20 protein-coding genes are annotated in these 22,976 nt (G+C 44.7%); 11 read left to right on the forward strand and 9 right to left on the reverse strand.

The annotated features are described in order from the left end of the window. Nucleotides 1-56 precede the first annotated feature (56 nt). A complete protein-coding gene (locus WKT12_RS09505) occupies nt 57-1,514 on the forward strand; it encodes an aminoacyl-histidine dipeptidase (protein WP_340319540.1) in 1,458 nt (485 codons plus the stop codon). After that, complete coding sequence (locus WKT12_RS09510) at nt 1,514-2,542, forward strand: endonuclease/exonuclease/phosphatase family protein (RefSeq protein ID WP_445323131.1); 1,029 nt, start codon at nt 1,514-1,516, stop codon at nt 2,540-2,542. Before WKT12_RS09505 ends, WKT12_RS09510 begins: the two co-directional genes overlap by 1 nt. On the opposite strand, the gene WKT12_RS09515 is transcribed toward WKT12_RS09510, so the two are convergent. Next, the gene (locus WKT12_RS09515) at nt 2,523-3,020 is read right to left on the reverse strand and encodes a GNAT family N-acetyltransferase (protein ID WP_340319542.1); all 498 of its coding nucleotides are present in this window, start codon (nt 3,018-3,020) and stop codon (nt 2,523-2,525) included. The genes WKT12_RS09510 and WKT12_RS09515 overlap by 20 nt on opposite strands. A 169-nt stretch (nt 3,021-3,189) precedes the next feature. Here WKT12_RS09515 and WKT12_RS09520 point away from each other — a divergent pair, with 169 nt between their 5' ends. From WKT12_RS09520 to purT, 4 genes are all read left to right on the forward strand, one after another. Then, a complete protein-coding gene (locus tag WKT12_RS09520) occupies nt 3,190-3,555 on the forward strand; it encodes a PadR family transcriptional regulator (protein WP_021969969.1) in 366 nt (121 codons plus the stop codon). Then, complete coding sequence (locus WKT12_RS09525; RefSeq protein ID WP_340319543.1) at nt 3,533-4,582, forward strand: PspC domain-containing protein; 1,050 nt, start codon at nt 3,533-3,535, stop codon at nt 4,580-4,582. Before WKT12_RS09520 ends, WKT12_RS09525 begins: the two co-directional genes overlap by 23 nt. 14 nt (nt 4,583-4,596) lie before the next feature. Further along, entirely contained in the window at nt 4,597-5,214 is a 618-nt protein-coding gene (locus tag WKT12_RS09530) for a GIN domain-containing protein (RefSeq protein WP_340319544.1), read from the forward strand. A 275-nt stretch (nt 5,215-5,489) separates the two neighbouring features. Further along, a complete protein-coding gene (gene purT / locus WKT12_RS09535; protein ID WP_021969972.1) occupies nt 5,490-6,659 on the forward strand; it encodes a formate-dependent phosphoribosylglycinamide formyltransferase in 1,170 nt (389 codons plus the stop codon). A 118-nt stretch (nt 6,660-6,777) separates the two neighbouring features. On the opposite strand, the gene ccsA is transcribed toward purT, so the two are convergent. The 4 genes from ccsA to WKT12_RS09555 form a co-directional block, all read right to left on the reverse strand. Then, entirely contained in the window at nt 6,778-8,997 is a 2,220-nt protein-coding gene (ccsA, locus tag WKT12_RS09540) for a cytochrome c biogenesis protein CcsA (protein ID WP_340319545.1), read from the reverse strand. A 215-nt stretch (nt 8,998-9,212) separates the two neighbouring features. Next, nucleotides 9,213-10,955 (reverse strand): di-heme oxidoredictase family protein, encoded by a 1,743-nt coding sequence (locus WKT12_RS09545; protein ID WP_340319546.1) that lies wholly within the window; start codon nt 10,953-10,955, stop codon nt 9,213-9,215. A gap of 133 nt (nt 10,956-11,088) precedes the next feature. Further along, entirely contained in the window at nt 11,089-12,324 is a 1,236-nt protein-coding gene (locus tag WKT12_RS09550; protein WP_340319547.1) for an imelysin family protein, read from the reverse strand. Nucleotides 12,325-12,374: 50 nt separating this feature from the next. Next, the gene (locus tag WKT12_RS09555) at nt 12,375-13,730 is read right to left on the reverse strand and encodes a hypothetical protein (RefSeq protein ID WP_340319548.1); all 1,356 of its coding nucleotides are present in this window, start codon (nt 13,728-13,730) and stop codon (nt 12,375-12,377) included. Nucleotides 13,731-13,889: 159 nt separating this feature from the next. Between WKT12_RS09555 and WKT12_RS09560 the strand changes: the two genes are divergently transcribed. Further along, nucleotides 13,890-14,624 (forward strand): DNA alkylation repair protein, encoded by a 735-nt coding sequence (locus WKT12_RS09560; protein ID WP_340319549.1) that lies wholly within the window; start codon nt 13,890-13,892, stop codon nt 14,622-14,624. A gap of 57 nt (nt 14,625-14,681) precedes the next feature. Here the strand turns inward: WKT12_RS09560 and rlmH are convergent, their stop codons facing one another. After that, nucleotides 14,682-15,155 carry a 23S rRNA (pseudouridine(1915)-N(3))-methyltransferase RlmH gene (gene rlmH / locus WKT12_RS09565; RefSeq protein ID WP_340319550.1) on the reverse strand — a complete coding sequence of 158 codons (474 nt, stop codon included), beginning with the start codon at nt 15,153-15,155 and terminating at the stop codon, nt 14,682-14,684. 92 nt (nt 15,156-15,247) lie between these two features. Here rlmH and nadC point away from each other — a divergent pair, with 92 nt between their 5' ends. The 4 genes from nadC (at nt 15,248) to WKT12_RS09585 (ending at nt 19,305) form a co-directional block, all read left to right on the forward strand. Beyond that, nucleotides 15,248-16,102 (forward strand): carboxylating nicotinate-nucleotide diphosphorylase, encoded by an 855-nt coding sequence (nadC, locus tag WKT12_RS09570; RefSeq protein WP_021969979.1) that lies wholly within the window; start codon nt 15,248-15,250, stop codon nt 16,100-16,102. 258 nt (nt 16,103-16,360) lie between these two features. Continuing rightward, nucleotides 16,361-17,131 (forward strand): DUF1295 domain-containing protein, encoded by a 771-nt coding sequence (locus tag WKT12_RS09575; RefSeq protein WP_340319551.1) that lies wholly within the window; start codon nt 16,361-16,363, stop codon nt 17,129-17,131. Nucleotides 17,132-17,234: 103 nt separating this feature from the next. Continuing rightward, entirely contained in the window at nt 17,235-18,458 is a 1,224-nt protein-coding gene (locus WKT12_RS09580; RefSeq protein WP_340319552.1) for an NADH:flavin oxidoreductase, read from the forward strand. 1 nt (nt 18,459) lies between these two features. Continuing rightward, nucleotides 18,460-19,305, forward strand: a complete 846-nt coding sequence (locus WKT12_RS09585) for an SDR family oxidoreductase (protein ID WP_340319553.1) — start codon at nt 18,460-18,462, stop codon at nt 19,303-19,305. A gap of 72 nt (nt 19,306-19,377) precedes the next feature. On the opposite strand, the gene WKT12_RS09590 is transcribed toward WKT12_RS09585, so the two are convergent. From WKT12_RS09590 to WKT12_RS09600, 3 genes are all read right to left on the reverse strand, one after another. Then, the gene (locus WKT12_RS09590; protein WP_340319554.1) at nt 19,378-20,787 is read right to left on the reverse strand and encodes an undecaprenyl-phosphate glucose phosphotransferase; all 1,410 of its coding nucleotides are present in this window, start codon (nt 20,785-20,787) and stop codon (nt 19,378-19,380) included. 288 nt (nt 20,788-21,075) lie between these two features. Beyond that, on the reverse strand, nt 21,076-21,924 hold the full coding sequence (locus WKT12_RS09595; protein WP_340319558.1) for an ATPase: 849 nt from the start codon (nt 21,922-21,924) through the stop codon (nt 21,076-21,078). A gap of 76 nt (nt 21,925-22,000) precedes the next feature. Beyond that, nucleotides 22,001-22,597 carry an FKBP-type peptidyl-prolyl cis-trans isomerase gene (locus tag WKT12_RS09600; RefSeq protein ID WP_021969985.1) on the reverse strand — a complete coding sequence of 199 codons (597 nt, stop codon included), beginning with the start codon at nt 22,595-22,597 and terminating at the stop codon, nt 22,001-22,003. Between the last annotated feature and the right edge of the window lie 379 nt (nt 22,598-22,976).

A 22,976-nucleotide genomic window follows, 5' to 3' on the forward strand; every position in this document is an offset into this window, starting at 1 on the left:
TTAATATGTGTTTTTAACTTATTTTTAGGGATAATAGAACAAATAAATAAACTATTATGGAGAAAAAAGATTTGCAACCTGCTATTGTCTTCCATTATTTTGAAGAAGTTTGTCAGGTGCCACGTCCTTCCAAAAAGGAAGAGAAAATAAGAGCATATCTGCTTGAGTTTGCCAAGAAACACGGTCTGTCGTCAAAAACAGACGAAGCTGGCAATGTGTTGATTGAGAAGCCAGCTTCAGCTGGTAAGGAAAATCTGAAGACTGTTGTCCTTCAGTCGCACATGGATATGGTATGTGAGAAGAATAAGGATACGCAGCATAATTTCGAAACCGACCCGATAGAAACTTATGTTGACGGTGAGTGGTTGAAAGCGAAAGGTACTACACTGGGAGCCGACAACGGAATCGGTATTGCTACCCAGCTTGCCGTACTGGCATCACAAGATATCGAGCACGGACCGATACAGTGTCTGTTTACTGTCGACGAGGAAACCGGACTGACAGGTGCTTTTGCCTTGAAGGAAGGATTTATGAATGGTGACATTCTGATTAACCTCGATTCGGAAGATGAAGGCGAATTGTTCATCGGATGTGCCGGTGGAGCAGGTACTACCGCACAGTTCCCTTGTCCGATGACGGCTGCTCCCGAAGGATACTTCTTCTTCCGTGTGGCTGTAAAAGGTCTTACGGGCGGACATTCGGGCGATGATATCAATAAGAACCGTGCCAATGCCAACAAGTTGTTGAACCGTTTCCTGGTTCAGCTGATGGAGAAATACGATTTGCGTCTGTGCGAGATAGATGGAGGTAACCTGCACAATGCCATTCCTCGCGAGGCACATGCCGTTTGTGCTGTCCCGATGAAGGATAAGGAATCGGTACGTGTTGACTTGAATGTATACTTGTCGGAAGTAGAGAATGAGTTCGCGGTAACAGAGCCAAACCTTGTTATGGAACTCGAATCGGAGAGTCCTCGTGCAGAAGTCATGGAACAGGAGGCTATGAAGAAGTTCCTTCTTTCCCTCTATGCCGTACACAATGGTGTGTATGCCATGAGCCAGGATATTCCGGGACTGGTAGAAACTTCTTCCAATCTGGCTTCAGTCAAGCAGCGTGACGGCAAGATCGTAGTCGTAACCAGCCAGCGCAGTTCCATCCTTTCTTCACGCAAGGACATGTCGCAGATGGTAGCTGCTGCCTTCCTGCTGGGCGGTGCGGAGGTTACAACCGGCGACGGTTATCCGGGATGGAAGCCCAACCCGAATTCAGAAGTTCTGCAAATTGCCGTAGAAAGCTATAAACGCCTCTTCGCTACAGAGCCGAAGATAAAAGCTATCCATGCCGGACTGGAGTGTGGTTTGTTCCTCGAGAAATATCCTTCACTCGATATGGTTTCGTTCGGTCCTACGCTCCGTGGCGTTCATTCACCCGACGAACGTATGCTTATCCCTACAGTCGATAAGTTCTGGCGTCACTTGCGCGATGTACTGGCACATATTCCTGCAAAGGCATAATGAGCCTCTTTTCAAAAATATTATTAGGGTTTGCTGCTTGCCTCACAGCCTTTGAGTGTGGGGCACAGCAAACCCTTCGTGTTATGGAATACAATGTAGAGAATCTGTTCGACTGTCGTCATGACTCGCTGAAGCACGATTCCGAATATTTTCCCCACGCAGTCCGGGGCTGGAACTGGAAACGTTATCACGAGAAGCTGAACCGGATAGCCAAGGTGATACTGGCTGCCAGCGGTGAACAGGTGCCCGACCTGGTCGGACTTTGCGAAGTGGAAAATGCATATTGTCTGGACGGGCTGGTGAAATATTCTCCGCTTCGGGATGCAGCCTATCGCTATGTGATGACCGATTCGCCCGATGAACGGGGAATTGACGTGGCACTTCTATACCAGCCTTCTTCTTTCCGGCTGATAGCTGAGCAGCATATCCGCATTCCCTCCCGCGAACTGAAGCGTAAGCCTACCCGCGATATCCTGCATGTGGCAGGTCGGGTACTCTCCGGCGATACGCTCGATGTCTTTGTCTGTCACATGCCTTCGCGTTCGGGAGGCGAGAAACAGAGTGAACCCTACCGTCTGCTTACCGCACGCACGTTGCGTCATGCGGCAGATTCTGTTATGAAAATTCGCAAAACGCCCTACCTTATTATAATGGGCGATTTCAACGACTATCCCGAGAGCCGTTCTGTTTGTCAGACACTGGGCGCTGGAAAACCCGGAAAGGACATCAGTTCCCTTAACCTGTATAATCTGATGAACGGTAAGCCGGGAGGTACGTACCGATACCGTGGCGAGTGGGGCATCCTCGACCAGCTCATTCTGAACGGTACTTTCCTCGAACTGAAAGGAAACCTGACGACCTCGTTCGACCGTGCCCGCATACTTACATTTCCTTTTCTGCTGGAAGAAGATGAAAATTATGGAGGCGACAAGCCTTTCCGTACCTACAACGGCATGAAATACCACGGCGGTTACAGCGATCATCTGCCTGTCTGCCTCGATATAGACCTTAAATGTCCAGTCCCATAATATAATCGTTCATGTAATAACCGTTCCCGATCGGGAAATCACCTTCACGCACTTTCTTCATTCCCATGTGCTCGTAAAATCTCAATGCCGGATTATTGCGGTTTACATTCAGTTCCATGCGGCACGGAGCCGGGTGAAGTTCTTTAATGCCTTTTATAGCTTGCTGAAACAACTGTCTGCCCAGGTGGTACTTCTGATAATAGGGGATGACGTAAATCTTTTCGAGGTGAAACAAATCCTTGTCCTCCTGACGGATAGAAACATATCCTGCCGCTTCACATTCCTCGTAGGCTATATAATAAATGTGTCCTTCTTGCTCCATCTGCTTGTGCAGGTTCTCTATGGAATACATCCAGTCCATCATATATTCTATCTGTTCGTGGCTGAGGATATCCTTGTACGTTTCGGGAAATACATTCCATGCCAGTTTGTTTATCAGCGGAATGTCGGCTGTAGTTGCTTTCTTTATTAAAAACATAGTTTTGAGTATTTAATAGTTTGTTATTTCACAAAAATAGGGCTTTCCTGCCGTCGTTTTTTGTACAGCAGGTTGTATTTTGTTAAATATTGTAAATAGATAGTACTATGTAATGCAAGGTATTTATATAATGCCTATATTTGTGCTATACAAAATAAGGAGAACTAAAATGAATGTAGATAACGTAAAATCTCAAATGCGCAAAGGAATGCTTGAGTACTGCATTCTGTTGTTGCTGCATCGTGAGCCTTCGTATGCTTCAGATATTATTCTGAATCTGAAAGAGGCGAAGCTGATAGTGGTGGAAGGTACGCTTTATCCGTTGCTTACCCGCCTGAAGAACGACGATTTGCTTGCGTATGAGTGGGTAGAATCTACTCAGGGACCTCCCCGGAAGTATTATAGTCTGACCTCGAAGGGGGAGGAGTTTCTGGCCGGACTACAGTTGGCCTGGGACGAATTGTCGGATACGGTAAATCATTTAAGAACAAAACTTTTAATTTCTAAATCACATGAAGAAAACACTGACTGTTAATCTGGGTGGCACTGTCTATCATATTGATGACGATGCCTATAACCTGCTTGATAATTATCTGAATAATCTCCGTTATCATTTCCGTAAGGAAGAAGGGGCCGATGAGATTGTACGCGATATGGAAACCCGTATTGCCGAACTGTTCGATGAATATATCCGTACCGGATTGCAGGTCATTACGGTGGAACAGGTAGAGGCGGTTATTGCCCGTATGGGAAATCCCGAGGACTTGAATACGGATGACGATGAGGAAAAGAAAGAAACAGAACAGCATGCTTATAGCAATGGACCTGCCCGCCGGCTGTTCCGTAATCCCGACGACCGTGTATTAGGAGGTGTGCTTTCCGGACTTTCTGCCTATTTTGGCTGGGATGTGACGTTGATACGTATCGGTGCGCTGGTGCTCGGCTGTTTTGTTCACGGACTGATTCTGGCTTATCTGATAGCTTGGATTATCATTCCGCTGGCAAAGACGGCTACCGAAAAGCTGCAGATGCGCGGTGAACCTATCAACATGGAGAATATAGGACGTACCGTGACCGAAGGATTCGATAAGGTAAACGATTATGTACATTCCGAAAAGCCCCGTTCCTTTTTGCGCCAGTTGGGCAATGCTATTGTCAAGATAGCCGGATTTATCATTAAGTTTATTCTGGTTCTGTTGGTCATCTGCCTGACACCGGTATTGCTTGCCGGACTGGTTGTGCTGTTTGCCTTGCTGATGGCGGCTACAGGAATGCTTGCCAGCGTACCTGCTGTGCTGTATTACTCCATGCCCGATGTAGACTGGAGCCTGATAGGTTCTTCCTCTTCTGCGGTCATCGGACTGTCGGTATGCGGACTGTTTGTCGTGGGTATTCCGATTATCGGGCTTTTGCAGCTCATATTGCAGAGCTTCAACGTATGGAAACCGATGTCTACTACTACAAAAGTGATTCTTACCTTGGTATGGTTTATTTCACTGGTGGTAGGATTTATCTTCTTGTTTAATACTTCCTTTATACAAGGTCCGATTTGGTGGCTCTAAAGAACAATATGACTATGAAAACAATTTTTACAAGATTTATCGGTGCCTTGATTTTGGCAACCGGTTTTACTTCCTGTGTCTGGGCAGGTGGTAAGGGAGAGCAGATTACAGAAAAACGGAACGTATCCGGGTTTTCCTCTATTGAGATAAAGAGTGTGGGACTGGTTTATTTCACACAGGCGTCCGATTTCTCGTGTTCCATAGAGGGGGAAGAAGGACATGTAAAAAATATAACAACCAGCGTAGAAGGTGACAAACTGAAAATCGGCTATATCAAAAAGCTGAAAAACAATAAGAACGGAACCATAATCCGTATTTCTGCTCCCGATTTGAAGCAACTTGACTTCAGCGGAGTCGGCTCATTCAATATCGATGGTAAGGTAGATGTACAAGATTTGGATGTGGATTTCCGCGGAGTGGGTGAATTCAATGTGAAAGACTTGCATTGCCGTAAGGCGGAATTCAGTCTGAGCGGCGTCGGCGAAGTAAACGTCAACATCAACTGCGAAGAGATTGATGCTGATGTGAATGGCATAGGTGCTGCAAATTTTACCGGAACAGCTCAAATGGCTTCTTTTCATAGGGGTGGAATAGGTGAACTCAATACGCAAGGAATGAAAATAGGCAAATAACAAGTTTCATATGCTGTAAACCAGTATTTTGTAATCATGCCCGCAACTCTTTTGAAACGCGGGCATGATTTTTTTTATTCGTGCTCACGTTTCTTCAAATTTGTCGGGACGTTTTTTTATTTTTTGTACAAAAACCAAAATTTTTTGTACAAAAAATAATTCTTTCTCTTGATATGCCGGCAAAGTGATTTTATTATTATTTATCATACTTCGTATAATCTATCAACAGAAATCGTTATCTTTGCTGAAAAGAAAATAGGATTAACTGTTAAGATATGACTAAGAAAATACTTTTGCTGGGTTCCGGCGAATTAGGAAAAGAGTTTGTGATTGCTGCCCAACGTCTGGGACAGTACATTATCGCATGTGATTCGTATGCAGGTGCTCCCGCCATGCAGGTGGCCGATGCTTGTGAGGTATTTAATATGTTGGATGGTGATGCACTCGACCGTGTGGTAGAAAAATATCATCCCGATATTATCGTACCCGAGATTGAGGCTATCCGTACCGAACGTCTTTATCATCTGGAAAAAGAAGGTATTCAGGTTGTGCCGAGTGCCCGTGCCGTAAACTTTACAATGAACCGTAAGGCTATCCGCGACCTTGCGGCTAAGGAACTGGGACTGAAGACTGCAAAATATTATTATGCCAAATCATTGGACGAACTGAAAGAAGCAGCCGAAAAGATTGGTTATCCGTGTGTAATCAAACCGCTGATGTCATCGTCAGGTAAGGGACAGTCGGTAGCCAAAGGTCCTGAGGATTTGGAATATTCATGGGCGTACGGATGTGAAGGCAGCCGTGGCGATATCAAAGAACTCATCGTAGAAGAGTTTATCAAGTTCGACAGTGAAATCACTTTGCTGACAGTCACTCAGAAAAATGGCCCGACATTGTTCTGCCCGCCAATCGGACATGTACAGAAAGGTGGCGACTATCGTGAAAGTTTCCAGCCTGCTCATATCGCTCCCGAGCATCTTGCTGAGGCTCAGAAGATGGCGGCAAAGGTTACCGAAGCGCTTACAGGTTACGGCTTGTGGGGGGTAGAATTTTTCTTGAGTCATGAAAACGGAGTTTATTTCTCGGAACTTTCTCCGCGTCCGCATGATACGGGTATGGTTACACTTGCCAATACACAGAACCTGAACGAGTTCGAACTTCATCTGTATGCTGTGCTGGGACTTCCTATTCCGGGTATTACTCAGGAACATATCGGTGCAAGTGCCGTGATTCTTTCTCCTATTGCCAGCAAGGAAACTCCGCGTTACCGTGGAGAGGAACTGGTTTGTTCGCAGCCTAATACTTACCTCCGTATCTTCGGAAAGCCTTATACCAAGTTGAACCGCCGTATGGGAGTCGTAGTATGTTACGATAAGAACGACGGCGATCTGGATGCTTTGCGCGACAAGTGTAAGGAACTGGCTGGCAAAGTAGAAGTTTATTGATGAAAATAAATAGAAATAGTTAGCGTTACCCCGTTGGCGTGGGGGAACAGGAAAGAGGCTGATGCTGTATTGCATCAGCCTCTTTTTGCTTTTTATCGGGATGAAGAAGGAGGATGGCTCAGGCGTAACTGTGCATGCCTCCCATTATGAAATTGACTCCAAAGTAAGTAATCAGTACACTGAAGAAGGCTATTACGGTAAACCAATGGAAAAACTGAGGCCGGCGGAAGGGAGATAGGGATGCCGGATGCAGGGCGGCGGCATAAACCAGCAGGGTGATGAGTGCCCATACTTCCTTAGGATCCCATCCCCAGTATCTTCCCCACGAAACATTTGCCCATACAGCTCCGATAAAGATACCGGTTGCCAGCAGGAAGACGGCGGGATATAAGATGAGCTGGCTGATGACTTGCAGTCTGATAATCTGCTGGCCGCAGTCTGTCTGTGTATGGCTCAGGATAATTGCCGTGATTCCGTTCAGCATGACAAAAGCCAGCAGTGAGTACGATAGCATGATGGTTACTACATGGATGCTTAAAAGAGGGGAGGCGAGCACCGGCATAAGTTGGGTGACAGGTGGGTTTGCTTCGCCAAGCATGGCGACCAGCAGGGTGAGTCCGCACAAGATATAGCCGAATGAAATAGCCAGTTGAAACTTCCGGTACAGGAAAAAAGTGAGCAGAATACTGCATAAGGACATAAGCTGCATGGTTTCGTATCCGTTCGACATTGGCAGATGTCCGCTGATGAACCCTCGAAGCCCGATAAGTATCAGAAGGTATATGCCTGCAATTCCGAGTCCGGCAAGCAGTAGTTTGCCGGTTGAGATATTCCAGTTGCGTCGGCTTATCATTCTCTGGCAGTAGTAGAGATAGGAGAGGATGCCGACGGTCAGGCAGAGCATGGCAAGCGGACGGGTAAAATCCATTTCGTTATATTGTATTTCGGCACAAAATTGTGCATCCGAAGGCAGGAATCCCCGTGCTTCTTTCTTCTGGTATATCCTGGTTTTCTCGATGAGTGTATCAATGGCTTCATATTCTTGGTGAGCAGTCTTTTCGGCAAGCAGATTCATGCTGTAGCGGATAAAAGCCCATTGTTCGTGGGGGATAGATACGGGCAACTCGTCGGTTAACGAGTACCATACCGGCTGTTTTTCATTTTTTTCACGGAACGGATAGAGCTTGAAGAGGCTGCCGTTGCAGGCCATACTTATCAGGTTGAATTTTTCGTTGGCTTCTTCTATGGCACGTAATTCTTTGGCTGTAATTTCAGCATATGAGATTTGGTCGAACTTATAGCCGGTGGAATTTGCAAAATCGGCAAGACAAGCATATTTCCCTTTCACTCCCAGTATGTTTTGTACATTTTTATCCTTGATGAGAATGACGGGCTCCTGCTTCCATTGCTCGTAATAGAAGAGCCATCCGGTCAGAACTTGTTCGGAAGTAAAGCCTTTGTAAGTCGGGCGACCATAAAGTTTGGTCGTAAATTCCTTGGCGAGTGTTTGCAGGGGACAGATACGGTTGTTGTAATATACGTAGAGTTTCCCAAACTTGCCGGCTGTTTCTTTAGGCAGAGTTGGAGATACAGATGCTTCAAGTGCTGCGACACTGCCGATAAGCAACAGCAGGCAAGCCACCGTTCGTTTCAGGCTCGGGTGGTGAAGCAGCTTGCGGAAGTAACTGTGTCTGTCGAAAAAGAATCCGATGAATGCCAGTAGCATCGCAACATATCCGGTATAAGTGAGTGCAATGCCGTAAGGGTCGCAAGTGACCGATAAAGTGCTTCCTTGCTGGTCTGCATCGTATGCCGACTGATAGAAACGGTAGTGCCGGTAAGTATAGATGTGATTCATGGAAACTTTTCCTGTCAGTGTCGTATCACCGTCGTGAATGTTTAGTATACTGACGAAATCCATCGGAGCAAATGTCCCTTGATAATAGGCCAGTTCAAACTGTTTTAGTGATACGCCAAAAGGAAAGTCTGCTGTCTGTCCGTCGTTTGTGGTGAATGTTGTCACCGGATTGGCCCCTTGTCGCAGGTGGACGCTTCCCTGTATTCCCCAAAGATGTGTAGTCAGTGCTCCCGATAATATGAGAATGAATGCCAGATGTAGGGCACAAGTGGCTTTTCTTCTTTCGAGATGGCGCTTGCAGATGTAGGTAAGAGAGAGTATGGTTGCTGCTATCCAAAGCCCAATAAAAAAAGGCGAACTGTAAATATAGGTTTCGGCAACTTTTGTTCCGTACAGTTTTCCGGCAATTGTTGCGGCTGCCATGATAAGAATGAGAATTCCCCATAGGGAAAAGGTTATTTTCTTTAATGTATTTGTCATTCTGTATGCTGTTTTACGTGTCGTAAAGATAAAGGACTAAAGTAAACATTTACCACAGATTACACAGATTTGTCAGGTCATAAATTTGTTATCCTTTTCGGCTGTCGGGGGCATCGGACCTGTATAGTCCAGTGTAATCTGCAGTAAATGATAAATATTCTCTCCGTCTTTCCGGATGCGGTTATTTCCTTTGCTGGAAAAGCCGGACCATGTTTTTAGATGGAATCAATGAATTTCACGATGGCATCACGCTCTTCTTTCGAGAGATTACGGAATTTTTCTACAGTCATGCGGGCGTCGCTCTTTTTATTTCCATGCCACATGATTGCTTCGATGACGTTTCGTGCACGGTTGTCGTGCAAACGGTCGGAGGTAGAGGAGCCCGTACACATCTGATGCAGTCCGCGTCCCCAAAGAGGAGTGGTACGGCACCAGCCGGTGCGGATATCGTTTTCCATGTGAAGTTTATGTTGAACCAGATCGGAATAAGGCCAGATTGTCTGGTTCGGATACTGGGGAAGGCGGTTGTCTCCCTTGGCAAAAAATCCGTTCGGGTCGTAAAAAGTATCATCTCCCGTTTTCCATGACGGACGATGACAATATGCACATCCTATCTGTGCGAAGAGTTCTTTTCCCTTTCTGACATCAGCATCGTCGATGTTGCGCACGGCAGGAACAGCAAGTCCCCGGTGCCATACCATGAAATCGATGAAATCTTCATCGTCCATCTCTACATCCAGTTCCTTGGACGTCAGGTAGGAAGCAATAGCCTTTGCCACTTGTTCCTTGTCCGAATAGTCATTGGCGTGCCACGTCGGGTGATTTTTTTGGGGATCGGCTTCTTCAATATAAGCCTGATAGCCGGCTTGTACTTCCGGGTCGTTGGCAGAAGCCTTTACCCACGAACTTCCTCCATATACTGTCTTGTCTTCTCCCTCTGTGTTGGCAAAGTAAGTGTCGAGATAATGATAGCGGCGGTTGCTGCGAGTTACATTGGTGATGTTCCACATGGCATTGGCTCCTGCTGCATCTTGCAGCGGTCCGCGGCTCAAGGCATACGTAAATCTGAACGGATGGAGCTCTCCTTTGTCGGCAAAGTCCGGATTGACATCTGTAACCTTGGTGTTGCTGTATTGCTTTACCCATTCTCCATTTTTGAAGAATGCCTCGTTCAAGCCATTTTTCATGTAGCCGTCTTTCTCTTCTTTGGCATATTGCGCTTTCAAGTCTTCATCTGCGATGGCATCCAGCAGGCCGGTACCATAAATGCCGATAGTAGATTCCAGCAGGACTTTATAATTACCCAGACTGCTGATGATACCTTTGTTTTTGGCATAGACTGCGTCTGGAGCGAGAGTCACCTCAGGATATTCCAAATCGTAACTCTCACCATCGGGAAACTTGTTTCCCCACTCGTCGGTATATTTTTTCCATTCGATAATGACTTTGCTTTCGTCCAGCGGGGCTTTGAAGGGTTGGGTGGCATGTCCCTGTGGCATTCCGGTCAGCCAGCTTACATATCCATCGGTATCAGGATTGTAGACAACCAGCAGACATCCGTTCCCGATTGTTGTCGTTTGAAAGGCACCTGAGGCATTACGCTTACCATGTCCGTAGCCGGGATGGCAATGAATACATGAACTCCGTACATAAGCCGGGCCCAGTCCTTTGCGAACTCCGGAGTGATTGTTCATATACATTTTTTCAAACAGTTGCTCTCCATTCTTAAACCGCTGGCTCATTTCTTCGCTTGATTCGACAGGTTCGGTCGGCTGTTCGAAAGCATTCGAGGTGGTAAGATAGGAGGTTCCTAATTGTCCTCCGGCATAGTACCATTCCGGCTTTTCGCTATTGCCAGGGGAATCTGGTGTTGTAGTCTGATTCTCATTGTCGCTGCATGCTGTCAGGACACTGATAATGCATAAAGAATGTATCAGATGAAAAAATTTTGTCTTCATATTGCAGTAAATGTAGATCGCTTTCCAGTTGCAACAGCCATCTTGGATCAGTCGGTTCTATATGGAAATAACTTTTTGTTCCGAGATGGTTGTCTTGAACTGTTGGGCTGTTTTTAAAGAGAAATTCTCCTGATTATTTTAAAAGAGCTTTGTTTGCCTTGTTTAGTGCAGCCGACAATTTAGTTAATGATTCGATGGCTGCATTGGCTTGTGCTCCAGTTGCGTTTTTGGCAAAAGGTTCCGGTATGGCCTGTATCTTGGTAATAGATTCGTCGATCAAGGTCTTTACTTCTGTATCAGTAGTCGGGTCGACGGTAGCAATGTAAGCACTGACAGAAGTCGAGTTGTTTTTTCCGTCGTATCCGATGCCCTCGTATGCATTTTTTACGCTTTTAATATTGTCTGTAAAATCGACAACCGAATTTAATGCGTAGGGAGATTCGATATAATTCTTGTCGTCGGCTGTCTGACCTGAGTTAGGGCGGCCGATTTTCTGCGTACAAACCTCATCTACGATGTCGATACATCCTTGAATCAATTCTTGTGCAGCGACGGTATAGCTGGTATATTTGCTTCCTCCCTGTCCGGCTGTCTTCATGCTTGTACCGTAATCGAAGGTCGGCTCCTGTTCCGTATCTGCAAGAATCTCCTGTTTTTGTGTCGTAACGTTACCTATTCCTGCCCAAGATGCTTCCAGCCGAATACACTGGTTGCGCAAATCCTGAGCTACTCCTGCCATGTAAATCATGTGATTGTTGGTTATATTTACTACTTGTCCGCTGTAGTTGTATGTCTTTTCGAAGTTTCTTGGCTCGCGATGAGAGTCATCAGTCAGTTGGAACAAGATATATTCCAGTGCATGATAGCCCAGAAGCCCATATCCCAGATTGCTTGTGATGTAATCAAAGTCGCCGGTTCCTATGGCATCCATCATCTTCTGGTTATTCAGCAGATTATCCAGAGCAACCTGATCAAGAGGCCACGAGTCAATATGTGGGTCGATGTTATAATCTCCTGCCGCACCAAATAGAAAAGCTTCGCTCAATTCCCATGCTTTTCGTGATTCGGTCCAGTGCTCACATGCTTCGGCTACATACTCTGTAGCCTTTTTCTTATCTCCATTCAGATAGGTTTCCTTTGCTTTCGTACAAGCGTCACTCATTAATATGGCTTCGTCTGCCATTGCTTTGTACGTGGCGATAATTGTATTGTCTACATAGGGAATGATAACTTCTTTCAGAGTTTGTTCTTCATCCGAAAGTCCGTTGGAATTGTTGTTCCCACTGTTGTTGTCGCTACACGAAATCATAGCAGTGCCCATCATGGCAGTCATGACCAGGCAAAGAGGTAATTTAAAAAACTTGTTCATGTCTATTGATTTTTTTGTTGATATTATTTAAATACTTGTTTCGCTTGAATTTATTTAGTGAATAGTCCTGCATAGGCTACTCCTACCGATACGGACGGTTCATTATTATAAGGATTTCGCATCAGTCCGATGGAGTATTCTCCTTTAATGACGATATCATGAATAGGATAGTAGTTCAGTCCGGCAGCAAGGCGGTTACGTCCGCAGAATCTGTAAATAGGAGTGCTGGTTTTATACATGGAATCGTAATAGTCGTAGCGCCCAAAGACATACAGTTTCTGCCCTTTTTCGTTTAGTTTCCTGATTTGGGAGAAAACATTGTAGCCTGCTTCAAAACCGGCAGCAATGGCAGCTTCGGCCACGTTCTGCTGAGGTGAAGGGGAGTTATTGCTCATCTTTTTGTTGACCTCTGTAATCTTGTCGGCATCACTCAGATGGCCGTAATCGAAATTGCCACGGACAATCCAGTTATGGTCGTTGTAATTAAAGTCGAAGGCACCAATCAAGACTGTACCTTTTATGTCTTTATACTTTTCGCTGTCCTTGTAGTCGTTCAGTGAATTGTTGAATGAATTACCAGCATAGCCGCTGACAGACAAGCGCAGTCCCTTGACAGAATAGTTGTCTATGCGGAAAGCTCCGGCTACAGAATTGCCTATTTTGAATTCGTACGGGCTGCCGGCACCGCCTTGTATCCAGTTCAGGCGATTAAAGCGGTCAGAATCCAGTCCCGGAATCAGTAATACTTCATAGCGCCAGTTGCCAGCCTGTCCCCACAAGCTGATGCCTGTTTCATGCCAAGTACAGGGGAGGATGGTATTTTCTCCCTCAGGGCGATAAACTCCGAAAAACTCAGTCGGCAGATGATGCTGGTTTGTTCCTCCCACCGGAACGATAATGTGTCCCAGCCTGATATTGAACTCCGGGCAAATAGACTTCTGGATCCAGAACTGTTCCAGTGCTACTTCTCCGCCACGTTCCACTTCACTTTCGTATTCACCCGCTTCCTCTTCTTCTATTTCGACAGCACTTTCGGTTCCTCCATGTTCAAATTCTATCTCACTACCCATTGTCCATCCGTGTCCGAAATTATAATTCAGAAAAAGTACCACATGAGGTAAGTCGAAGCGTCCGTGCGATTGCCCTTTGTAAACGCTCGGGTCTTTGGCTGTGTAGCGGATATATTTGTCGGAGTAAAAGTTATGACTGTATACAGCCTCTCCATATCCTCCAATGGTTAACCCTTTACTGTCTTTCTCGGTTTTCAGAATGGAACGCTTTTGGGTTCTCGATTCCTTTACCGTGCTGCCGTTGTTGCCGCATGCTTTTTCAACTTCGTTTACTGCAGAAGCATGCGTGCTTACTGCTGCGAAACAAAGTGAAAATAGAAACATTTTACTTTTCATTTGTTCTTTCCTTTTGTTTATTTTTAACAAAGGCAAAGGTAGAATACCTGCTTTGGGGCATCAATACCCATTAGTTGGTAAAAAAAGTTGTTAAATACCTAGTAGTAGGTACAGTTGTTTTTAACTTTGCGGAAAATTTGTTTTTAATGGTATATAGAAATGGAAGAATACCGATTAGACGACCTGACAATCAAAGAACATTTGTTACGTCTGGCGGAGGGAGCAAATAGAGCATTTGCCGAAAGTTTAAATCCCGGTGTAGAGCATGTTTTAGGAATCAGAATTCCTGAACTTCGTAAACTTGCAGTACAGATTTCCCATACAAACTGGGAAGAATATCTGCTTACGGCCGATACGTTTTATATGGAAGAGCGTATGTTACAGGGAATGGTGTTGGGATGTATCAAGCCCGATGATGATGTGGAATACTATTTACATCGTGTAACTTGCTTTGTATGGATTATAAACAGCTGGTCGGTGTGTGATACATTTAAGTTCGGGGGAGGAAAAAAGTTTATAAGCGACAATAAAGACCGCTTGTGGAACTACCTGGTAGACTGGATGCATGCACAGGGAGAATACGAGATTCGCTTCGGGGTAGTGATGAGTATGCAGCTTTTCATCGACGAGGAGCATATCGGACAACTACTGAAAGAATATGATACTATCCGGCACGACGGATATTATGTAAAGATGGCCGTAGCATGGGCATTGTCGGTTTGCTTTGTAAAATTTCCTGAGCTTACCATGAATTATTTGAAACAGAATACGCTGGACGACTTTACATACAATAAAACGTTGCAGAAAATAACTGAATCGTATCGGGTAGATGCTGAAACCAAGACCCTGATCAGGCAAATGAAAAGGCCTGCTGTCCGGTTGTTGGAAAGATAATATTGCCGCACGAACAGCAAGCCTGAATGAAAGACTTGCCGTTTGTGCGATATTTTTTTATTCGTGATGGTACGGACCGTTGTTCAGAATTGTCATGGCACGATAAAGTTGTTCTACAAATATCAGCCGGATCATCTGATGTGAGAAGGTCATTTTCGACAAAGATATCTTTTCCTGAGCAGCGGCATATACGGCAGGCGAAAATCCGTAGGGGCCTCCGATGATGAATACCAGCCGTTTGCTTACCGTATGCATCTTGCGTTCTATCCATGAGGCAAATTCGACGGAGCGGAATTCCTTGCCGTGTTCATCAAGCAAAACGGGTACGTCGCCCGGTTGTAAGGCTTTCAGAATCAGTTCTCCTTCTTTTTCTTTTTGCTGTTCCATGCTCAGGCTTTTGGTATTCTTGAGCTCTGGGATGACTTCTATGTCGAAAGAGATATAATGTTTCGTACGCTCTGCGTAATCGTTTATGGCGGTGATGTAATGTTTTTCTACTGTCCGTCCGACAACAAGTAACGTAAATTTCATTTTCTGTCTTGTTTTAATTTAATCTTTTTGCAAAGATAAGGATTATCCTTACCTTTGCCAGTAAGAAAACATATTTAAAATCATAAATAAAGATGGACGAAAAAGTAGTTAAGGATTTAATCGATCGTCTGATTGATTTGTCGTTTGCAGAAGATATTGGTGACGGCGACCATACCACCTTGTCGTGTATTCCTGCCGATGCTATGGGAAAATCGAAACTCTTGATTAAGGAAGAAGGTATTCTTGCCGGCATCGAGGTGGCAAAGGAAGTTTTCCGCCGTTTCGACCCGGAACTGAAGGTGGAGGTTTTCATTAACGATGGCGCACACGTAAAGCCGGGCGACGTAGCAATGGTCGTAGAAGGTAAAGTGCAGTCTTTGCTTCAGACTGAACGCCTGATGCTGAACATCATGCAGCGTATGAGTGGTATCGCTACCATGACACACCGTTACGTAGAGCGTCTGAAGGGAACCAAGACTCGCGTACTCGATACCCGTAAAACAACTCCGGGTATGCGTGTGCTCGAAAAGATGGCAGTTAAGATTGGCGGCGGCGTAAATCACCGTATCGGTCTGTTCGATATGATTCTGCTGAAAGACAATCATGTCGATTTTGCCGGGGGCATTGACAAGGCTATCACCCGTGCACGTGAATACTGTAAGGCAAAAGGCAAGGACTTGAAGATAGAAATCGAAGTACGCAACTTTGATGAATTGCAGCAGGTGCTCGATTTGGGTGGTGTAGACCGTATCATGCTTGATAACTTTACGCCGGCAGATACTCGTAAGGCGGTAGAAATGGTGAACGGACGTGTAGAGCTTGAATCATCGGGCGGTATCACGTTTGATACGTTGCGCGACTATGCCGAGTGCGGTGTCGACTTCATTTCGGTAGGTGCCCTGACGCATTCTGTAAAAGGTCTGGACATGAGTTTCAAGGCGTGCTGATACGTACAGGATTTTTTGTACAAATTTTCTGAGAATTTGTACAAAAAAATTTTTTTTCTGCTGACGTTTTTCCGGAAACATATTGACGCTCTGGTGGAATGACAGGCAGCTTTTCCCCTTTTTCTCTTTTTACCTTATTTGTATCGTATGATTTACGAAGAGGATAATAGGAGAAAAAGGGGATTTTTTATGGTTTTCGTACTACTTGAGTTGTCTTGTTTTTTTGTAATTTTGGTTGTTTTCATAAAATTGGAGCTTATGAGTCATGAAACGTATCAATTCCTTTTATATGCCATGTCGGTAGCTGGTGTGGTAGTTTTTGTAGCGCTTTATTTTGTAAAGGCAGGATATGGTATGTTCCGGACAACCTCGTGGGGAGTTTCTCTTCCCAACAAGTTAGCCTGGATGTTGATGGAAGTACCGGCATTTATTGTCATGCTGTACGGGTGGGTGTGCAGTGGAGTGGGGATATGGGCTCCACAGGCTGCATTTGCCTTTTTGTTTTTGTTGCATTATTTTCAGCGTTCGTTTGTTTTCCCGTTGTTAATGAGAGGCAAAAGTCGTATGCCGGTTGCCATTGTTGCCATGGGAGTAGTATTTAATATACTGAATGGCATGTTGCTTACGGCAAGTCTGTTCCGTTATCCTCTCGATGGCTTGTATGCGGACGGCAGTGAGTTCTGGATGCATTCTCTGCCATGGATTGGTTTGGCATTGTTTGTACTTGGAATGGGAATCAACCTGCATTCCGATTATGTCATCCGTCACCTTCGTAAACCCGGCGATACGAAACATTATTTGCCGCAGAAAGGCTTTTACCGCTATGTGACTTCTGCCAATTATCTGGGTGAGTTGATAGAATGGATTGGCTTCGCTCTGCTGACAGGTTCGCCTGCCGCATGGGTGTTTGTCTGGTGGACGGCTGCCAACCTGGTGCCGCGTGCCGATGCCATTTACAAGCGTTACTGCGAGGAATTTGGCGAGAAGGCAGTTGGAAACAGAAAACGTATTATACCTTATATATATTAGAACGCTGCCGGATGTATCTTTTCCGGGCGTGGCAAGTGAGCGGCTTTTCTATGGAAAAGATAAGGCCGGATTGCTTGCAGTGTTAACTTTTTAACTGATTATTATGGATTCAAAACTATTTACTCCGGTCCGACTGGGACCGCTGACATTGCGTAACCGTACCATCCGTTCGGCGGCTTTCGAAAGTATGTGCCCCGGCAACAAACCTTCCGAGCAGTTGCTCGAGTATCATCGCTCGGTGGCTGCAGGTGGCGTTGGCATGACGACGGTCGCTTATGCGGCAGTTACCCGAAGCGGCTTGTCGTTCGACCGCCAGTTGTGGATGCGTCCGGAGATTGTACCCGGTTTGCGTCGGCTGACAGATGCTGTCCATGCGGAGGGAGCAGCGGCAAGTATCCAGTTAGGACATTGCGGCAACATGTCGCACAAGAGTATCTGTGGCTGTCTGCCCGTAGGGGCGAGCAGCGGATTCAATCTTTATTCGCCTACCTTTGTGCGGGGACTTCGTGCGGACGAATTGCCCGAAATGGCACGGGCATACGGACAAGCCGTCCGTCTGGCACGTGAATCCGGATTCGATGCCGTGGAAATTCATGCCGGACACGGTTATCTTATCAGTCAGTTTCTTTCTCCTGCTACCAATCACCGTAAGGATCAGTTTGGCGGTTCGCTGGAAAACCGGATGAAGTTTATGGACATGGTGATGGAGGAGGTGATGAAAGCGGCAGGAACAGACATGGCAGTATTGGTAAAGATGAACATGCGCGACGGATTTCGGGGAGGCATGGAACTGGAAGAATCGCTGCAGGTGGCACATCGGTTGCAGCAGTCAGGTGCTCATGCGCTGGTTTTGAGCGGAGGTTTCGTGAGCAAGGCTCCGATGTATGTGATGAGAGGAGAAATGCCAATCCGTACCATGACGCACTACATGACCTGCTGGTGGCTGAAGTATGGCGTACGTCTGGTAGGAAAGTGGATGATACCTGCTGTGCCTTTCCGCGAGGCTTATTTTCTGGAAGATGCATTGAAGTTCCGGAAGGCACTGGATATGCCGCTGGTGTATGTGGGCGGACTGGTTGCCCGTGAAAAAATCGATGAGGTCTTGAACGATGGATTCGAGGCTGTACAAATGGGGCGTGCGTTACTCAACGAGCCGGGTTTTGTAAATCGTATGCGTGAGGAAGAAAATGCGCGCTGTAGCTGCAAGCACAGCAACTATTGTATTGCCCGCATGTATACCATTGATATGGCGTGCCATCAACGTCTGAAAGAGGAGCTTCCTCCTTGTATTAAAAAGGAAATCGAACGTATAGAAAGCAAGGGATAAGATGGAAAAGAAACTGGCGGTGATAACGGGTGCCGATGGAGGTATGGGTACAGAGATAACTCGTGCGGTAGCATCGGCTGGTTATAAGGTGATAATGGCGTGTTGTAATCTGTCGCGGGCAGAGGAAAAACGGAATCTGCTTATGTCGGAAACAGGTAATGCGGATATAGAGGTGCAGTTTGTCGATCTGGCTTCACTGACTTCGGTCGCATCTTTCGCCCGGAAGATGGTGGAACGGGGTGAACAGATTACCTTGCTGATGAATAATGCGGGAACGATGGAAACGGGACTTCATATTACGGAAGACGGGTTAGAACGAACCGTCAGCGTGAATTATGTTGGACCCTATCTGTTGACGCGCAAGCTTTTGCCGCTGATGGAAGCGGGGAGCCGTATTGTGAATATGGTTTCCTGTACGTATGCCGTCGGCAGGCTGGATTTTCCTGATTTTTTTCAGCACGGCAGAAAAGGTGGTTTCTGGCGTATCCCTATTTATAGTAATACGAAACTGGCTCTGACTCTCTTTACGCTGGAACTGGCAGCTCGTGTCAGGGAGCGGGGAATCGTAGTCAATGCTGCCGATCCGGGTATTGTATCGACGGACATTATCACCATGCACATGTGGTTCGATCCTTTGACGGATATTCTTTTCCGACCCTTTATCCGTACGCCTCGTCAAGGAGCTGCTACAGCCGTCAGCCTGTTGCTGGACGAAGAAGCAGGTAAGCGGAGCGGGACACTGAATGTCAGTTGTCACCCTAAGCCTTTGTCGGATAAGTATCTTCATCACCGACAGGCAAAAGAGCTGTGGAAACTGACAGAAGAGAGGGTTTCCAAATGGTTGTAACCGAATAAAAACAACGGCAGAGAATATCTTTTTCTCAGATAATCTCTGCCGTTATTGCATCGCTATATTAAGTTAATAAGCATTTTTCTCACCATGGATTACATTTCTGACGGTCTTGTAGATGATGTAAATATCCAGCCAGAAACTCCAGTGTTCAATGTACCAGATGTCGCCAATTACACGTCCTTCCATATCTTTCAGCTCCTTTGTTTCACCTCGGTAGCCGGTTACCTGGCTCCATCCTGTAATGCCGGGTTTGACAAAGTGGCGTACCATGTATTTGTTTATCAGTTTGGAATATTCTTCCGTATGCTTCAGCATGTGAGGACGTGGTCCTACTATACTCATATCGCCAAGCAGAACATTGATAAACTGGGGCAGCTCGTCGATGTTTGTCTTTCGCATGATATTTCCCCAGCGGGTTTTGCGGGGATCGTCTTTGGTTGCCTGCAAAGTATCTGCCTCCTTGTTGACTTTCATCGAACGGAACTTATAGCAATAAAATTCTTTATCATTCAGCCCGTTGCGTTTCTGTCGGAAGAAGATTGGACCTGGCATAGTCAGTTTGGTTACGATAGTAACAATGATTAAGATAATCGGGAACAGCGTGCACAAGAACAACAGGGAGAAAACAATGTCGAATGTACGTTTCAGAATCTTATTCTCAGGACGACTTAATGGGTCGGTACGTAGACTAAGATAAGGAACGTCTCCCAGCATGTTAAAGTATACTCTGTTATGTAAGTAATTATGTAGATTGGGAACACTGTAAAAATGCACTAGGTTATTTTCACAATAATTGATGATGGGTACTATAATATTACTACGGCGTGAAGGTAGACAGCAAAACAGGTAGTGAATGTATGGATGTGCTTTCAGGTAGGCTTGTACCTCTCCAGGACGTCCAAGATAATTGCATTGTTCTGGCATTTGAGGATTGGGTTCGTCATCGAAATATCCTTCAACTTTTGATCCGGTAGAAGGGTCGTCTGTTAATTCATGATATAATTCAATATTGTTAGAGGTACTTCCAACTAAAACGATGTAGCGCAAGTTTTTACCGAGTGTTCGAAGGCGTTTAATCATATCGCGAAACGTTAATCGGTAAATGCTTAGCACAAGAAACAATGCTGATATGTAAGCAGGAAAAAACATGGTATATATATTCATGAACTTTCCAATACTCAATAAGGTGCCGGTTAGTATAGAAAAATAAAAGACATTACGAAATACACGCATGACTATTTGATAAGGATATACTTTACGTAAATGTAGTATAATTCCTCCGTGGATGCTGCATACTAAATAGCATAAAGTAATAATAATCAGAACTTGTGGAAGACTTGCTACCAATTCTGCATGCCTTCCTGAAAATTGTGCCCATAAGTAGAATACATAGAATAAACTGCTGCAAATGCATAGCTCCCCTAGCAGAACGCAAGTCTTTATTAGACTATTGTACCGCGCTGAATAGTTCTCCATAATGTTGATAAATAGTTTTTATGCTTAAAAAATTGTAACCCTTTATTCTTCTCGGCGGGAGAAAAATTAAACGAAGATAGAACTTGTTTCTATAATAAACAAATTAGGTGCTCAATTTCTTTAGTATAGAAGCTTTTTAATGTTAAAAAAGGTTAGCAGGATGTGATTATTATTGTTTTTATTGTGTTGTATAACATATAATCTCTATCTTTGCATTGTGTTTTTCATGGTATTAGATTTAAGGTTAATGAAGATTGGGAGTCTGGGAAGATTCCCTTTTTTATTTTATCAATATTCTGATAATTGAAAGTGATAACGAGTCAACTCGTCTATAGGATTCTTTATAAAAATTCCAAGTGGTATATTAAAAGAATGTGCAGACTCTTCCAGTTCTTCGTGAAAGTACCATGCAATGGAGCCGACAAAAGAAACCGGAAATATTTGCGGATACATCAGGACATTGCGGCGGAAGAACTCTCCGAAACAGTCTAATAGAAAAGCATGTACCTGTGTCATTCTTCTATGCTCATATATATAAGGTGTAAAAGAAGCAAGAAAACGGTTGGCTTGTGGCTGTCGATAGACTTTATCCAATATCTCAGGAATAGTAAGGTTGAACTTTTCCTGTAGACCGTCCCGTAATATTTCAGGCAATTGTCCCTTCAGGCAGTCACTGATAAAACGTTTTCCTAAGTAAGCCCCGCTACCTTCATCTCCTAAAATATATCCTAACGGGGGAATGTTCTGTATGATTGTCTTTCCATCATATAGGCATGAGTTGGAACCCGTTCCGAGGATACAGGCTATTCCTGCCTCATTTTTACATAAGGCGCGTGCAGCTCCCAGCAAGTCTGTTTCTATAAAAATATCAGCTTCTGGAAACGTATTTTGTAATACCCGCGTAATGCTTTCAGTCTTTGGTGGTAAACATCCGGCACCATAAAAATAAATAGCTGTGCAACGTTGGATTGGAGTTTCAAGTTGTGGAAGAAGTTCATTATAAATGATAGATTGTATTTTTTCTTCCGGCTGATGGAATGGATTGATTCCTTCCGTCTGAACAATTTTGCAATTAGCTATTTCTGTACCGTAGCACCAATCTGTTTTTGTCGATCCGCTATCGGCGATAAGTATCATAATGGAAAAATGTTTATGAAAAGTACAATGTACGATAACATCGACATTGTACTTTTCGTGATATGGACTGAATTTATTAATGACAATGTCCGCATCCACCTCCGCAACATCCGTCGTCGTGGTGATGATGCTCGTGGTCGCCGCAGCCTCCACCGCAGCTGTCACATCCGCAACCACATCCTTCTCCGCTCATCATGTTTACCATTCCTTCTATTTCTTTATTGGTAGCCGGACGCATTTCTGTAACAGTTCCTTCAAAGATCAGGTCCTTTCCTGCATGAGGATGGTTAAGATCAAGTACAACTTTATCTTCTGTTACTTCACCTACATTCGCATAGAACTGATGTCCTTCTGCATCATTCAGCATGATGATGTTACCCGGGAAGATGTTTTCGCTGTCGAAGTTGCCGTCAGGATCACAGAACATAGATTTAGAAACCTGACGAACATTATCTTCATTGCGCTCTCCGTATGCTTCTGCACAAGGAATTGTAAAGTTGAAGTTGTCTCCTTTACTCAGTGCTGTGATTTCTTTTTCAAATTTATCGAGTGTATATCCGATACCTGAAATAAACTGGAACGGATGTTCTACAGTTGCTTCTTCCAGCAATTCTTTGTTACCGTCAGCAATAGCATACAATCGGTATGCTACGGTGATGTATTTGTTTTCCATACTCTTTTTTATAATAGTTTTAAATGAATGAATTTTCGCCAAAGGTACAAATAAAAAATGATTTATTGAAATGAGGAGGTTTCTTCTTTTCTGCTTACTCTTTTTAAAACAAAAGTGATGATAAGGGCTCTATAAAAAGAATTTGGATATAAAATTCGCCTTGGAACTTACTAATAATTATTTTTCGTCGAAAAAATCTTTCATTTTATTTGTTTGTTTCGAAAAAGCCTTTACCTTTGCAGATGTAAAACAAAGCAAGATAACATGAAAGTGATAACTGATATACGAATTAACCTGGCAGTCCTGCATATTATTCGCGTCGTGGTAAAAGAACCAAGAGGTGAGTAAAGTTTTCGTGTATATAGTTCACATAAAGAAA

Origin of the sequence: Phocaeicola sp. HCN-6420, assembly GCF_037890145.1 — a bacterium.
Taxonomy (GTDB): domain Bacteria; phylum Bacteroidota; class Bacteroidia; order Bacteroidales; family Bacteroidaceae; genus Phocaeicola.

Bases quoted from the DNA above. Each gene is read 5' to 3' on its own strand.
- WKT12_RS09505 (WP_340319540.1), top strand. From the start codon at position 57: ATGGAGAAAAAAGATTTGCAACCTGCTATTGTCTTCCATTATTTTGAA.
- WKT12_RS09510 (WP_445323131.1), top strand. From the start codon at position 1,514: ATGAGCCTCTTTTCAAAAATATTATTAGGGTTTGCTGCTTGCCTCACA.
- WKT12_RS09515 (WP_340319542.1), bottom strand. From the start codon at position 3,020: ATGTTTTTAATAAAGAAAGCAACTACAGCCGACATTCCGCTGATAAAC.
- WKT12_RS09520 (WP_021969969.1), top strand. From the start codon at position 3,190: ATGAATGTAGATAACGTAAAATCTCAAATGCGCAAAGGAATGCTTGAG.
- WKT12_RS09525 (WP_340319543.1), top strand. From the start codon at position 3,533: ATGAAGAAAACACTGACTGTTAATCTGGGTGGCACTGTCTATCATATT.
- WKT12_RS09530 (WP_340319544.1), top strand. From the start codon at position 4,597: ATGAAAACAATTTTTACAAGATTTATCGGTGCCTTGATTTTGGCAACC.
- purT (WP_021969972.1), top strand. From the start codon at position 5,490: ATGACTAAGAAAATACTTTTGCTGGGTTCCGGCGAATTAGGAAAAGAG.
- ccsA (WP_340319545.1), bottom strand. From the start codon at position 8,997: ATGACAAATACATTAAAGAAAATAACCTTTTCCCTATGGGGAATTCTC.
- WKT12_RS09545 (WP_340319546.1), bottom strand. From the start codon at position 10,955: ATGAAGACAAAATTTTTTCATCTGATACATTCTTTATGCATTATCAGT.
- WKT12_RS09550 (WP_340319547.1), bottom strand. From the start codon at position 12,324: ATGAACAAGTTTTTTAAATTACCTCTTTGCCTGGTCATGACTGCCATG.
- WKT12_RS09555 (WP_340319548.1), bottom strand. From the start codon at position 13,730: ATGAAAAGTAAAATGTTTCTATTTTCACTTTGTTTCGCAGCAGTAAGC.
- WKT12_RS09560 (WP_340319549.1), top strand. From the start codon at position 13,890: ATGGAAGAATACCGATTAGACGACCTGACAATCAAAGAACATTTGTTA.
- rlmH (WP_340319550.1), bottom strand. From the start codon at position 15,155: ATGAAATTTACGTTACTTGTTGTCGGACGGACAGTAGAAAAACATTAC.
- nadC (WP_021969979.1), top strand. From the start codon at position 15,248: ATGGACGAAAAAGTAGTTAAGGATTTAATCGATCGTCTGATTGATTTG.
- WKT12_RS09575 (WP_340319551.1), top strand. From the start codon at position 16,361: ATGAGTCATGAAACGTATCAATTCCTTTTATATGCCATGTCGGTAGCT.
- WKT12_RS09580 (WP_340319552.1), top strand. From the start codon at position 17,235: ATGGATTCAAAACTATTTACTCCGGTCCGACTGGGACCGCTGACATTG.
- WKT12_RS09585 (WP_340319553.1), top strand. From the start codon at position 18,460: ATGGAAAAGAAACTGGCGGTGATAACGGGTGCCGATGGAGGTATGGGT.
- WKT12_RS09590 (WP_340319554.1), bottom strand. From the start codon at position 20,787: ATGGAGAACTATTCAGCGCGGTACAATAGTCTAATAAAGACTTGCGTT.
- WKT12_RS09595 (WP_340319558.1), bottom strand. From the start codon at position 21,924: ATGATACTTATCGCCGATAGCGGATCGACAAAAACAGATTGGTGCTAC.
- WKT12_RS09600 (WP_021969985.1), bottom strand. From the start codon at position 22,597: ATGGAAAACAAATACATCACCGTAGCATACCGATTGTATGCTATTGCT.